The following is a 14,233-nucleotide window of genomic DNA, read 5'->3' as shown; positions in this document are numbered from 1 at the left end:
TGATGCCTAAAGTAAAAAAAATACCTTTACGAAAATCATTGGTTTCTGGAGAAATCATTGATAAACGGGACTTGCTTCGTATTGTGAAAACAAAAGATGGTGAGATATCAATTGACCCAACAGGAAAGAAAAATGGCCGTGGGGCATATATCAAACTTAGCAATGACGAAGCACTTCAAGCCAAGAAAAAACAAGTTTTTAATCGTAGTTTCTCGATGGAAATTCCAGAAAGTTTTTACGATGAATTGATTGCTTATGTGGATCACAAAGTCAAAAGAAGAGAGTTAGGCCTTGAATAATTTAGATAAATTATCAAATCTCATTGGTTTAGCTCAACGTGCAGGAAAAGTTATCTCAGGTGAAGAGTTGGTTGTTAAGGCCATTCAAAATCAAAAGGTAAATCTTGTCTTCCTTGCAAATGATGCCGGACCAAATGTGACTAAAAAAGTAACCGATAAAAGTAATTATTACAATGTAAAAGTCTCCACAGTGTTTAGTGCACTGGAATTAAGTGCTGCCCTTGGAAAACCACGTAAAGTGGTAGCCGTAGCAGATACTGGATTTTCAAAGAAAATGAGGACTCTTATGGAATAGACGAATAGGAGGACACAATTTGTCAAAGAAAAGATTACATGAAATAGCTAAAGAATTAGGCAAAACCAGTAAAGAGGTTGTAGAACATGCCAAAGCTTTAGGCTTGGACGTGAAAAGTCACGCGTCAAGTGTAGAAGCTGCGGATGCTAAGCGTCTAGTTTCTAGCTTTTCAACAGATTCAAAAGTTGAAACCAACCAAACAAAAGCTGTTCAAACAAGTAAAAGTGAGAAGAAGCCTGAAGCAGTAAAAGAAACTGTTGCAAAAACACCAAATGCTCAAGTAAAAGAAGACCTCTCAGAAGTTAAAGCACCATCTGCTGCTCCTCAAGCAGTTGTTGCTAAACCAAAGAGTCGTAATTTTAAAGCTGAACGTGAAGCTCGTGCAAAAGAACAAGAAGCTCGTAGACAATCAGGTCAAAACACTTCAGCACCAAGACGTCAAGACAATCGCCAGAATGGTCAAAAAGGTAAGGTCACAACTGACCGTAATAGCAACCGTCAGCAAGGTCAACATCGTGACGGACGGTTTGACAACAAGCCAACAGGCAACAATCGTAATGATAACCGTCAATCAGTTGGCAACCGTTCAGTTAACAATGACAGACCAAATGATCGTTTTAAAAACAGTCAGCAGGTGAAGACGCCGTCACAAGTAACCGCTCCTAAAATTGACTTTAAAGCAAGAGCAACAGCTTTAAAAGCTGAGCAAAATGCAGAGTATACTCGTCACAGAGAAAGCCAAATTCGTGAGCAAAAAGAAGCAAAACGTTTAGAAGCAATTGCGCGTGAAGAAGCAAAACAAGAGGCATTAAAAGAAGCAAAAGCTCAAGCAGCAAAACTGAAAGAAAAACCACAAAGTGAAAAAACAACACTTGTGAATAATGTTGTTGCTGCACCAGTTGCCGCTAAACCTGTAGATAAACGTCGTAAGAAAACGCGTCCTGAAAAGACAAGTGATGAAAATCAAAGTCGTGACGAAGGACCTAAGCAAAATAAGAAGAGTTGGAATAATCAGAACCAAGTGAGAAATCAAAGAAATAGTAACTGGAACAAGAAGCCTAAAAAAGGCAAGAACAATAGAAATAATACTGCAGCTCCAAAACCAGTAACAGAGCGTAAATTCCATGAATTACCAAAAGAATTTGAGTATTCAGAAGGTATGACAGTAGCTGATATCGCAAAACGTATTAAACGTGAGCCAGCAGAAATTGTCAAAAAATTATTCATGATGGGTGTTATGGCGACCCAAAACCAATCACTCGATGGGGACACCATTGAACTTTTAATGGTTGATTATGGGATTGAAGCTAAGGCAAAAGTCGAAGTTGATGACGCAGATATTGAACGTTTCTTTGAAGACGACACTTATTTGAACCCAGAAAATCTTGTTGAACGTGCACCGGTTGTAACCATTATGGGACACGTTGACCACGGTAAAACAACACTCTTAGATACCTTGCGTAATTCACGCGTTGCAACAGGAGAAGCTGGTGGTATCACTCAGCATATTGGTGCTTACCAAATCGAAGAAGCTGGTAAGAAAATTACTTTCTTGGACACACCAGGTCACGCGGCCTTTACAAGCATGCGTGCACGTGGAGCTTCTGTAACAGACATCACCATTTTGATTGTTGCAGCAGATGACGGTGTTATGCCACAAACTATTGAAGCGATTAATCACTCTAAGGCAGCTGGCGTTCCAATCATTGTTGCTATTAATAAGATTGATAAGCCGGGTGCTAACCCAGAACGTGTTATTTCTGAATTAGCAGAGCATGGTATTATTTCAACAGCTTGGGGTGGTGAATCTGAATTTGTTGAAATTTCAGCTAAATTCAATAAAAATATTGATGAATTGTTAGAGACTGTTCTTTTGGTTGCTGAGGTTGAAGAACTTAAAGCAGATCCAACTGTTCGTGCTATTGGTACTGTTATCGAGGCTCGTCTTGATAAAGGAAAAGGTGCAGTTGCAACTCTTCTTGTTCAACAAGGGACACTTAATGTTCAAGACCCTATCGTTATTGGAAATACCTTCGGTCGTGTTCGTGCGATGACTAATGACTTAGGACGCCGTGTGAAGTTTGCCTTGCCGTCAACACCTGTTTCAATTACTGGTTTGAATGAAACTCCGATGGCTGGTGATCACTTCGCAGTTTATGAAGACGAAAAAGCTGCTCGTGCAGCTGGTGAAGAACGTGCCAAGCGTGCTCTTCTTAAACAACGTCAAAATACACAACGTGTTAGTCTTGATAACCTCTTTGATACCCTTAAAGCTGGAGAAATCAAAACAGTTAATGTTATCATTAAAGCTGACGTTCAAGGATCTGTTGAAGCTCTTGCAGCATCACTTCTTAAAATTGAAGTTGAGGGTGTTCGTGTTAATGTGGTTCACTCAGCAGTTGGTGCTATCAACGAGTCTGATGTGACACTTGCTGAAGCATCAAATGCTGTAATCATTGGATTTAACGTCCGTCCTACTCCACAAGCTCGTCAACAAGCAGATGCAGATGCCGTTGAAATTCGTCTTCACAGCATTATCTACAAAGTGATTGAAGAAGTTGAAGAAGCTATGAAAGGTAAACTTGATCCTGTCTTCCAAGAAAAAATTCTTGGTGAAGCCATTATTCGTGAAACCTTCAAAGTTTCTAAAGTGGGAACAATTGGTGGATTTATGGTTATCAGAGGTAAAATTACACGTGATTCAAGCGTACGCGTTATCCGTGATAATGTTGTTATCTTTGATGGTAAATTAGGAAGTCTTAAACATTATAAAGATGATGTCAAAGAAGTTGGAAATGCCCAAGAGGGTGGTTTGATGATTGAGAACTACAACGACTTGCAAGCTGATGATACTATCGAAGCTTACATCATGGAAGAAATTGTTCGTAAATAATAAGAACAAGTGCAATAGAATACAGACAAAAAGGAAGGTTGAGGTGACAAAAGACTTCAACCTTTTCTTAAACAATGAAGAAAGGAAAACATCATATGGCAAACCATCGTATTGACCGTGTCGGAATGGAAATTAAACGTGAAGTCAACGATATTTTACAGAAAAAAATTCGTGACCCACGTGTTCAAGGAGTTACCATCACTGAAGTGCAAATGATTGGTGATTTATCCCTTGCAAAAATTTATTACACCCTCATGAGTGACTTGGCATCGGACAACCAAAAAGCACAAAAAGGTTTAGAAAAAGCAACTGGAACTATTAAACGTGAGTTATCTCATAAATTAACCATGTATAAAATGCCGGACTTGGTATTTGAAAAAGATAATTCCATTGCATATGGCAATAAAATTGATCAGTTATTACGTGATTTAGACAGTAAATCAAAGGACTAATTGCTAAATCTCATTGATAAGTAAAAGGCCCCTTAATGGTTAGAAGGGAATCTAACCATTGGGGCATTTTTTATGTCTTATAAATTTACAAATGTAGACAAAAGTGATAAGATATATTTACACATGTAAACAAAAGGAAGTCAAGATGCAAACAATATCTGAAGCAGAATGGGAAGTCATGCGTGTCATTTGGGCAAGAAAACAACTCAAAAGTAGTGACATCATTGATATTCTACAAGAAAAATTCCAGTGGTCACCCTCTACCATTAAAACCTTATTAGGCAGATTGGTGGACAAAAAATTAGTTGGCACCCAAAAATCAGGGAGAGCTTTTTTATATGAGTCTTTAGTCAACGAAAAAGATTACCAAGAAAAATTGATTCAAGATGGTCTCAATCACATATGTCAGCGCAAGCATGCTAGCCTCTTGCTAAAGATTTTAAAAGCTATGCCCATGACAAAGCAAGATATTGCAGATTTTCAAGAACTTCTACGAGAGAAAGAAGTGTCTACCGTAGGAAAAGTGCCCTGCAATTGTATTCCTGGGCAATGCCGTTGTGACAAGGAGGAAAGTCACAGATGACAAAAGAAAGTTTTCTAATTGAAGGCATGACTTGTGCTTCTTGTGCCTTGAGTGTTGAAAATGCTGTTAAACGTTTACCAGGAGTTGACCAAGCAAGTGTCAATCTGACTACTGAAAAACTAAGTGTTGATTATCAGGATGAAACTATTAACCCCAAGATTATTGAAAAAGCTGTTGCTGAAGCTGGATACCAGGCAACACGTTATCTAGGCAAGCAAGACAAGTCCTTACAAGAGCGTCAGGATAATGTCACGCAAAGGTTGTGGCGTCAGTTTATCTGTTCGGCAATCTTTACCATTCCAGTCGTGTATTTGGCTATGGGGAGCATGATTGGCTTACCTGTCCCATTTGCCACTAACTTAAAGTTTCAAGCAATCTTGCAGTTCTTCTTGACTTTACCTGTTCTCTATTTTAATAAATCGTATTTTACCAATGGCTTTAACTCTCTTTTTAAGCAAGCCCCCAATATGAATTCTCTAGTAGCCTTAGCCACTACCGTTTCTTTTTTATTTAGCACGTTTGCTCTTGCTCAAGTCTTCAAAGGGCATCTCCACTACCTACATCAACTCTATTTTGAGTCTGCAGTTGTTATTTTGACTCTGATTACTTTGGGGAATTTTTTTGAGGCAAGTTCTAAAAGCAAAACCTCTGAGTCTCTTCAAAAACTCTTAGGTTTGAAAGTAACACAGGCAAGACTTGTAAAAGATGGTATTAGCAAATTAGTAGACCTTGAAGAAATCACAGTTGGACAGACTCTAATGATTAAGCCTGGTGAAAAAGTGCCTCTTGACGGCTATGTTCTATCAGGGAGTTCTTTTATTGATGAGTCCATGTTAACAGGTGAAAGTATCCCAAACGAGAAGATTAGTGATAGTCCAGTCTATGCAGGAACAATAAATGGTCAAGGGAACCTGTTGGTTCGTGTTAGCAAAAGTGATGACCAGACCTTTCTTTCACAAATGATTGACCTGGTTGAAGAAGCACAGGCTACAAAAGCACCAATTGCCAAAATTGCAGATCAGCTTTCAGGACGATTTGTCCCATTTGTGATTGTATTGTCTTTGCTAACAGTCTTTTTCTGGTTCTTTCTGATGCAAGAAAGCTTTCATTTTGCCTTGACAGCAGGAATTGCCGTTCTTGTAATTGCCTGTCCTTGCGCCCTTGGTTTAGCCACTCCAACAGCCATTATGGTGGGTTCTGGGCGAGCAGCACACAATGGTATTCTTTTTAAAGGTGGAGATTATTTGGAGAATCTTCATCAGGTTAAAACAATTGTTTTTGACAAAACAGGCACCATCACCCAAGGACAGCTCCAAGTGACAAGCATGCATTTTTTAGCACAGCAAGATCCAACGCTTTTACAAGCAGTGGCTTCACTGGAACAATACTCAGAACACCCTATTAGCACAGCAATTGTCCAAAAGGCAAAAGAAAATGGCTTGACCTTGGAAGAAGTATCTGACTTTAAAGCACACACAGGCATGGGAGTAAAAGGCAAGGACCTTATTGTCGGGAATGCCAAATTGATGGCTAAAGAAGGAATTAAAGTTGCAGAAATCCCTGAAACAAGTAATGAAACAGTCATATATGTAGCTAAAAATCAGGAGCTAGTGGCATATTTTCTTGTATCAGATCAGCTCAAAGCAGACAGCCAAAAAACCATCTTCCAATTAAAGAAGATGGGAATCAAGACCATTATGCTGACAGGAGATCAGGAATCTGTTGCTAAAGCAATAGCAAAAAAAGTTGGGATTGATAAGGTTTATAGTCAAGTCTTACCCGATCAGAAAGCTTCCATCATAGCTGCGCTGCAAAAAGAGTTTGGACCAGTAGCCATGGTTGGAGATGGGATAAATGACGCCCCAGCACTAGCTACAGCAGCAATTGGTATTGCTATGGGAACAGGAACTGATATAGCGATTGAAGCTGCAGATGTCATCTTGATGAAACCACAAATGCTTGATTTAGTGAAAGCCGTTCAACTCAGTCAGGCAACTATTAAAGTTGTGAAAGAAAATTTGTTTTGGGCCTTTATTTATAATCTTTTGATGATTCCCATTGCTATGGGAGTTCTGCACCTTTTTGGAGGCCCCTTACTTAATCCCATGTTTGCTGGACTTGCTATGAGCCTAAGTTCAGTGTCTGTTGTTTTAAATGCTTTAAGGCTCAAAACCATAAGAATAGAAGGAGAAGTAAATGGAAAAAATCTATACAATCAGTGGTATGAAGTGTCAAGGATGTGCCCAAAACGTTAAAGATAAACTCGAAGCTGTCCCCGGAGTCAAAAGGGTTCGAGTTGACTTAGACAACAAGCAAGTTTTTGTTCAAGGGTTCATTTGGGAACCACTTCTTAAAAGAGCCTTGGCATCAAGCAAGTTTAGTCTAACAAAGTATCAAGACCATTAAGCTAAGTAAACCAATAGCAAGAAGCTAGAGGAAAAATCCTTTAGCTTTTTTTAATTCCCTAGACCATAATCTGTTTAAGACTTTCAATAAAAAGCCAGTAAAGTCATTGAAAATAGCAATGAAATAATATATAATCTCAGCTGTAAGCGATTGCTTTTGAAAGGCTTAATCAAAATGATAGCAATAGGCCCTTCTCATAAAAGCTAGTCTTAATAAGTTAAAAATAAGGAAGTTTTGGAAAGTCATATGCATTCAGATATTGAAACACAGTCATTCAATCACTATACAGCAACAAATCAAATAATTCCTTTCGACAATGACTGGAAGTTTACCTTTGGTGATGTTCCAAATGCGAGTCATCAGCTATTTGATGATTCAAGCTGGCAAACAATTAAGTTACCTCATGATTTTAGTTTGACCCAAGACTATGCAATCTACCAAGGAGAAGCAGAAAGTGGTTACAAACTGGGTGGTGTAGGCTGGTATAGAAAGTATTTTACTCTAGGTGGTCAAGCTGCTAAAGGGCGTTTTTTGCTATGCTTTGATGGTTCTTACATGGAAACTGAAGTTTATGTGAATGGGCAAAAATTAGGAATGCACCCTAATGGTTACAGCCATTTTTCTTATGATATAACAGACTTTCTGACTAGTTGTGGTGATAATACGCTTGCCATTAAAGTGACCAATAAAATCCCAAGTTCACGTTGGTATTCAGGAAGCGGCATTTATCGGTCTCTTTATTTGGAGGTGACACCACAAGTTCATTTAAGACAAGATGGTGTGACGGTTAAAACTCCCAATTTAGCAGAAACCTATAGAGATCATAAAACAGCTCAGCTGCTCATTGAAGCAGAGGTTATTAATCAATCAGACAATGCTATAACGGTGTCAGTGAAAACTTCTCTTTATCCAAAAACATCAGACATAAAGACGCAAGCATTGCTTAGTCATCAAACAAAAGAGCAGACTATTGAACAAGGAAAAGAGGTCACTTTTAAACATGACTTAAGCCTTATCAATCCAGACTTATGGTCAATAAGTCATCCTAATCTTTATGTCTTAAGAACAGAGCTTCTTGATAGGGATGGCCAAATCATTCACCAAAAAGAAGAAGAAGTTGGTTTTCGCTTTATAGCTTTTGATGCCCAAAAAGGGTTTTACTTAAATGGTCAGGCCGTAAAACTCCAAGGGGTTTGTATGCACCATGACCAAGGGGGATTAGGTGCAAAAGCTTATTATGATGCCATTGACAGACAGTTAACAATTTTGAAAGATATGGGAGTGAATGCTGTTCGTGTGACACACAACCCTTCATCTCGTTTTATGAGGGATATTGCTAATCGTAAAGGGATTCTGTTGGTAGATGAGGCATTTGACACTTGGAGATTTGCAAAAAACGGGAATCAATATGATTACGCAAGGTTTTTTGATCAGAAAATAGGTGAAAATGCTAACTACCTAAGTCATGCGAAACCTCAACAAACATGGGCAGAATACCACATCAAACAGATGGTGAGAGCAGGCAAAAACGCCCCTTCTCTAATCATGTGGTCAACAGGTAATGAAGTTCAAGAAGGGTTAGAAGGTGACAACCAAACGGACTCTTATCCAAAGTTACTAAAAGACCTCATCAATTGGGTCGCAGAACTTGATCAGAGTAGACCAGTGACATTGGGAGATAATAAACTCAAAAATGAGGGAGGAACTGAAAGGGCAATTTCTCTTGAAATGGCTAAAGTCTTGTCAACTGCTAAGAATACTTGTCAAGGTATTGTGGGTTACAATTATGCTAGTGGTTGTGACTATGACCGTGACCACAAGGAACACCCTGACTGGAAAATGTATGGCTCTGAAACAGCTTCTGCTATCAACAGTCGTGGGGTTTATAATGCAAGCATTAAAGTAGAGGGTCACTCTGCTTACCGTAATGAGAAAAATCAATTGAGTTCCTATGATAACAGTACAGTAGGTTGGGGGCATTATGCTAGTGAGGCCTGGTTTGATGTGATTACTAGAGATTTTGTAGCAGGGGAATTCGTTTGGACAGGATTTGATTATTTAGGAGAACCAACACCTTGGAACAGTGTTGGGAAAGGACCAGCAAATCAACTCAATGGGAACCCGCCACCAAAAAGTTCTTATTTTGGCATCATTGACACGGCAGGATTTCCAAAAGATAGCTATTATTTTTATAGAAGTCAATGGCAAAAAGAAGACACAACCCTTCATATTCTCCCAAGCTGGAAAGAATCAATCTTATGCACAAGTGGCAATGCTCAAAAAGTAACTGTTGTTGTATATTCTAATGCAGATGCAGTTGAATTGTGTCATACAGATATGACTGGAAAGAAGCAACTCCTTGGAAAACGCAACTATTCAAGGCTTTTGCCTGCAACAGATAATATCCATTCTTACAGGGTTTACGAAGCTAGCAGAGATACTGCTATCAGTCACAAAAACCTTTACCTGACCTGGGAAATCCCTTATCAAGAGGGAACTTTGGAGGCCATAGCTTATGATAAAAAAGGTAAAATCATCACAGAAACTCATGGAAATAGCAAGGTAAGAAGTTTTGGTCAACCTAATAAACTTCATTTAACAACTTCAAAATGTCCCAAACAGGTATCAGATAACTCCTTAGCTTATGTTGAAATCAGTGTTCAAGACCAAGATGGTCATGACATTACTGATGCATCAAATCGTATCACAGTTTCAGTAACTGGACCTGCTAGACTGCTTGCTTTAGATAATGGTGATCCGACAGACCATCAAAGCTATCAAGACAATAACCGTCAGGCCTTTGCTGGCAAACTCCTTGCTATTGTGCAAATGACTGGCGACAGTGGGCAAGTGCTTTTAAAAGCTACAAGTAAGGGGTTGAAAGCAGCAAAACAAAGCATTAAAGTCTACGCAAACAAAGAACCAAAAGCAGGTGCAATTGATCGTTATGACATGGTTAAAAACCTTTACATCAAAAAAGGGAGAAAAACCCTTCCCCTGCCCAAAACGGTTCTCACTCGAAGAAATAATGGGGAAGAAAAGCTAGAAGATATCATTTGGGATAAGTCATCTCTAGCAGAAAAACTGAAAAAAGAACTTGATTTCACAATTAATGGAAGGCTAGCAAGCAGTGACAAACCTATTAGCATCAATGTCTTTATGATAGGTCAGGTGGTTGCGATTAAAACAATCAGCATCCTAGCATTAGAGGGCGAAAGCATACTATTACCAGAAACAGTTCAAGCCTATTTAGCAAATGGTCAACTTGTCCAATCACAGTTTCCTGTTATTTGGGAAAATAAACCAGAGGATTTACAAGAAAAACTTCAAAGTGAGCCGGTTGTCACAGTTAAAGGAATAGTCGATGTCTTAGGTGATAAGAAAGAAGCCTGTGCTAACATACGACTTGCTCAGCAAGAATTAAAGTATTCCTCAATTGACGTTAGTAAGTCAGCGCAAAAAACAGTAGACACAACAAGTGTCACCTATACCTATGCAACTGCTGAAAATATTGCACGGCTTATCCTACCAACTTCACAAACAGCAAGCATATATGCTGATGGGCAATTAGTATCAACAAAAGTACCTAAGAAAACAAGTCAAGGTCTAGAGTATTGTTTTACAGCACCTGTATCAGCCGTTCAGTTTAAAATTGTTTATGAAGGAGTAAGCAGTGATTATGAGAAAATTAAACTCTTCAGAGGAGATTGGTTGGTTACAAAAGCTAAGAAAGCATGGCTTGATAGGATATCTGTTGAAGGAGTAGATTACCTGCTTTCTCAAAAAGGAATTACGGATATCCCTACACATAGTGGGAGTTTAGACGTTTCTAAGATTTCTGTTCACAAGAATCCATATCATTGTGCCATCACCATTTTACCTGAGTACCAGAACGAAGTAAAAATTTTAGTAGCATCTGAAGACATGAAACAAGAAAGAATTTACCGACTTAAAGCATGCTTCGAAGAGTCAAGCACCACCGTCTAAAAAAGAGTGTCGAGTCAATCATTTAAAAACCAAGAAGCTCCTCTTTTAAGAAAAAAGGGGAGCTTTTTAGTGTATTCTTTAACAAATAGCAATCATAAGGTGTAAACCATCAGGACTTGTCCTTTATTTTAGTTAAGGAATGCTTGACGTTTATGTTGACTTTAGGCAGGTCTATTGATAATTTGAACAATATCTCTTTGTGCCTTATCGGCTTCAGAAATTGGGTAAATAGGATAGGCGTGATTCATACCGTTGCCGACAAAATAATTGTGTCTAAGATTTTCATTGCTTAGCCGTTGTTCAAAATCACGGACATCTGGATAGAAAATTTCTCTTGTTCCAACAAATAGGGTAATTGGTGCCAGCTTGTCAAGAGGACCATTCTTAGGACTAACATATTCATGGTGAACATTTCCTTCATCGCCTGCCCAAAGAGCACCAACACGCTTTAATCCCCAAGCTGATAAAATAGGATCAGTTGATTCATAAGCTGGAATTTCTGGATGAGACATGCTGACATCGAGCCAAGGCGATAAGAGAATAATATCTTTGGGTTGAGCAAGTGGGTATGGTTTTGGTTCATAAGTTAATGCACGGGCCAATCCAAGTGCTAAACCACCTCCTGCGGAATCTCCCATAAGTGTAATGTTTTTAGCATTTTGACTTCTGCTCATGTAGACATCTTGATAAAGATCAACAAGAAGAGGCATGACTTGATGGTAAGCATACTTTGGAGCTTTAGGATAAATAGGAAGTACTATTTTAGCATCTAACTGACTTGATATTTTTTTGAGCATATCAATATGGTAAGTGGTCGGATTATTTAAATATGACCCGCCATGTAAATATAGAATAACTTTTTGATTAGGGTCATTTTTATCGTTCCAAGAATAAACCGTCATTTGATGTTTTTCTTCTTTAACTAATGTGCCATTAACCAAACTAGGTTCAAGAGTGTAACCATTATTACTTGTTTCTCCTGCGGAATTGACATATTTCTGGAACTCGGCTTCATCCTGTTCACTGTAGTAGCTTTTGTCTCCTTTAAGCCAAAAATACTGTTCAATAAACCAACTTTTTAACGAACGATCACTGGCCTTAACTGCTACTGGTTGGATAAAGACACAAGAGATAAGTCCTAAAATAAGTGTCAAACAAATACGTTTTTTCAACCTTATATCTCCTTTTAAAGTATTTTCTAAATGGATTCTATAAAAAAATAGTAACCATCTATCTCTACTAGCATGTCAGAAATTTTCTCATCTGTCAATTATTTATTTAATAAAATGAAAATAAAATGAGTTTTTGTATGTTTAAATAAGTTCCCAAAGAAAAGTGCCCAGTGGTATCAATTATTGGCTCAAAGTAAGGAAATTAAGTAAGGGTCATGTCTAGAATCTCATTTTTTGTGAAAAAGTGATACACTAGTCTTAAGTGAAAAATGTATCAGACTAGAAAGAGGCTATTTATGATAAAACTTATTGCCATTGATTTAGATGGAACCTTGTTAAATCATCAAAAAGAACTTGTTAAAGAAAACATTGAAGCAGTGCAGGCAGCTGCGGCTTCTGGTGTGACAATTGTTATTTGTACTGGTCGTCCAAAATCTGGAACAAAACCATATTTCGAACAATTAGGCTTATCAGAAAATGAATTTTTAATCCTAAATAATGGCTGTAGCAGTTATCAGAGCAGGGATTGGCAACTCATTCAATCAGCACAACTCAGTCTTTTTGATGTCTCCAAATTGCATCAGCTTTGCCAAGACTATCCTGGTGTGGATTTGACCTTGACAGCTGAACAAGATTTTTATGTTGTCTCAGATCATGTTCCAGAATTGGTTCAATATGATGGGGATTTGGTTTTTACCACTGTAAAAGCAACTAGCATAGAAGCATTACAAGCAAAAAATGACCTTATTTTTCAGGCCATGTACATGGGAGAGAAGCCTCTTTTAGACCAATTTGAAGCGGCTGTACGAAAGGACTTGGAAAAAGATTACAGTGTTGTTCGCAGTCAAGATTACATCTTGGAGATTATGCCGAAAAATGTTACTAAAGCTTGGGCTCTTAAAGCCTTAGCAGAGCATTTGAAGATTGACTCAGAACATATTATGGCTATTGGTGATGCCGCAAATGACCTTGAGATGATCAGTTACGCAGGCTTAGGAATTGCCATGGGCAATGCTAGTCAAGCCGTAAAAAACTTAGCAGACGCTGTAACTGCAGATTGTGACCATGCAGGTGTAGCACAGGCTATTAAAACCCATGTTTTAAGAAAATAGCCATCAGCCCCATTTCCCAAATGAAGCAGAGGAATTAGTTGATTGTTGATATAAAAGCTTAGTGGAGCAATATATAGCAAATTTTACTAGCCTAATTTAGGTATATAATGATATAATTTTAAAGGGTATCACTAAGATGATAAAAAAAGAAATTGTATGATAGAAACGAGGGAGATGCATGACTTGGAAAATAGTTGCAGACTCAGGATGTGATTTAGTAGAATTAAAAACAAAGTCACAGGAATTAAGCTATGAGCGCGTGCCATTAATGCTACGTATTGGTAACGAGGTTTTTGTGGATGATAAAGGTTTAGATATTGACCATATGATGGACAGTATGTATGCTGCTTCAGCAGCAACAACTTCAAGTTGCCCAAGTCCAGATGCTTTTATGAAAGCTTATGAAGGGGCAGATAATGTCATTGCTGTGACCATAACGGGTACCTTATCAGGAAGCCATAATAGTGCGCGCTTAGCAAAAAACATGCTTTTGGAAGAAAATCCAAACGTGAACATCCATGTGATTGATTCCTTGTCTGCAGCAGGTGAAATGGATTTGATCGTTGCAGAATTGGAATGTTTGATTTCACAAGGTCTTAGTTTTGATGCCGTTGTTGAAAAAATTACAGCCTACCAAAAACAGACAGCTTTGCTATTTGTTCTAGCAAAAATTGATAACTTAGTTAAAAATGGCCGTGTTAGCAAATTACTTGGAAAAGTCATTGGTCTTTTGAATATCAGAATGGTTGGACGTGCTAGTCTAGATGGCCAATTAGAATTATTGCAAAAAGCTCGTGGTCAGAAAAAAGCAGTCTTGGCAGTTGTCGAAGAACTTGAAAAGGCAGGCTATAAGGGTGGACGGATAACAATTGCTCACCGCAACAACACCAAAATTTGCCAACAAATCAGTGAAAAAGTCAAAGCAGTTTATCCAGATGCGGAAATTAAAACCGTCCCAACATCAGGTTTATGTAGCTTTTATGCTGAAGAAGAAGGTATCCTATTAGGATATGAATGCTAATAAATTGGAATTG

11 protein-coding genes are annotated in these 14,233 nt (G+C 38.3%); 10 read left to right on the top strand and 1 reads right to left on the bottom strand.

Annotated elements, in window-relative coordinates; translation table 11 throughout:
- The first annotated feature begins 2 nt into the window (after positions 1-2).
- The 8 genes from rnpM to Q9317_RS08400 all read left to right on the top strand — a co-directional run bounded on the left by rnpM (position 3) and on the right by Q9317_RS08400 (position 10,915).
- On the top strand, positions 3-299 hold the full coding sequence (gene rnpM, locus Q9317_RS08435) for an RNase P modulator RnpM (RefSeq protein ID WP_003101884.1): 297 nt from the start codon (positions 3-5) through the stop codon (positions 297-299).
- Positions 292-594, top strand: coding sequence for a YlxQ-related RNA-binding protein (locus Q9317_RS08430; RefSeq protein ID WP_003101881.1), 303 nt, complete (start codon positions 292-294; stop codon positions 592-594). The genes rnpM and Q9317_RS08430 overlap by 8 nt, the downstream gene beginning before the upstream one ends.
- A 19-nt stretch (positions 595-613) precedes the next feature.
- Positions 614-3,487 (top strand): translation initiation factor IF-2, encoded by a 2,874-nt coding sequence (gene infB / locus Q9317_RS08425; protein ID WP_003101879.1) that lies wholly within the window; start codon positions 614-616, stop codon positions 3,485-3,487.
- A gap of 95 nt (positions 3,488-3,582) precedes the next feature.
- Positions 3,583-3,939: a 30S ribosome-binding factor RbfA gene (gene rbfA / locus Q9317_RS08420; protein ID WP_003101876.1), complete on the top strand. Its 357-nt coding sequence runs from the start codon at positions 3,583-3,585 to the stop codon at positions 3,937-3,939.
- Between the two features lie 145 nt (positions 3,940-4,084).
- Complete coding sequence (locus Q9317_RS08415; protein ID WP_003101873.1) at positions 4,085-4,522, top strand: CopY/TcrY family copper transport repressor; 438 nt, start codon at positions 4,085-4,087, stop codon at positions 4,520-4,522.
- Positions 4,519-6,777, top strand: a complete 2,259-nt coding sequence (locus Q9317_RS08410; protein WP_017794543.1) for a heavy metal translocating P-type ATPase — start codon at positions 4,519-4,521, stop codon at positions 6,775-6,777. Before Q9317_RS08415 ends, Q9317_RS08410 begins: the two co-directional genes overlap by 4 nt.
- Entirely contained in the window at positions 6,719-6,928 is a 210-nt protein-coding gene (locus tag Q9317_RS08405; RefSeq protein ID WP_003101869.1) for a heavy-metal-associated domain-containing protein, read from the top strand. Before Q9317_RS08410 ends, Q9317_RS08405 begins: the two co-directional genes overlap by 59 nt.
- A 246-nt stretch (positions 6,929-7,174) precedes the next feature.
- Positions 7,175-10,915, top strand: a complete 3,741-nt coding sequence (locus Q9317_RS08400; protein WP_003101865.1) for a glycoside hydrolase family 2 TIM barrel-domain containing protein — start codon at positions 7,175-7,177, stop codon at positions 10,913-10,915.
- Positions 10,916-11,076: 161 nt separating this feature from the next.
- Here Q9317_RS08400 and Q9317_RS08395 read toward each other — a convergent pair whose 3' ends face one another.
- Positions 11,077-12,087: an alpha/beta hydrolase gene (locus Q9317_RS08395; RefSeq protein ID WP_003101863.1), complete on the bottom strand. Its 1,011-nt coding sequence runs from the start codon at positions 12,085-12,087 to the stop codon at positions 11,077-11,079.
- Between the two features lie 296 nt (positions 12,088-12,383).
- On the opposite strand from Q9317_RS08395, the gene Q9317_RS08390 reads away from it, so the two are divergent.
- Together Q9317_RS08390 and Q9317_RS08385 are read left to right on the top strand one after the other, a co-directional pair.
- Positions 12,384-13,199, top strand: a complete 816-nt coding sequence (locus Q9317_RS08390; protein ID WP_003101862.1) for a Cof-type HAD-IIB family hydrolase — start codon at positions 12,384-12,386, stop codon at positions 13,197-13,199.
- Between the two features lie 178 nt (positions 13,200-13,377).
- Positions 13,378-14,220, top strand: coding sequence for a DegV family protein (locus Q9317_RS08385; RefSeq protein ID WP_305981542.1), 843 nt, complete (start codon positions 13,378-13,380; stop codon positions 14,218-14,220).
- The last annotated feature ends 13 nt before the right edge of the window (positions 14,221-14,233 follow it).

The organism is Streptococcus iniae (assembly GCF_030732225.1).
Classification (GTDB): domain Bacteria; phylum Bacillota; class Bacilli; order Lactobacillales; family Streptococcaceae; genus Streptococcus; species Streptococcus iniae.
The sequence above is the reverse complement of the archived record's forward strand: the minus strand, read 5'-3'. Positions and strand labels throughout refer to the sequence as shown.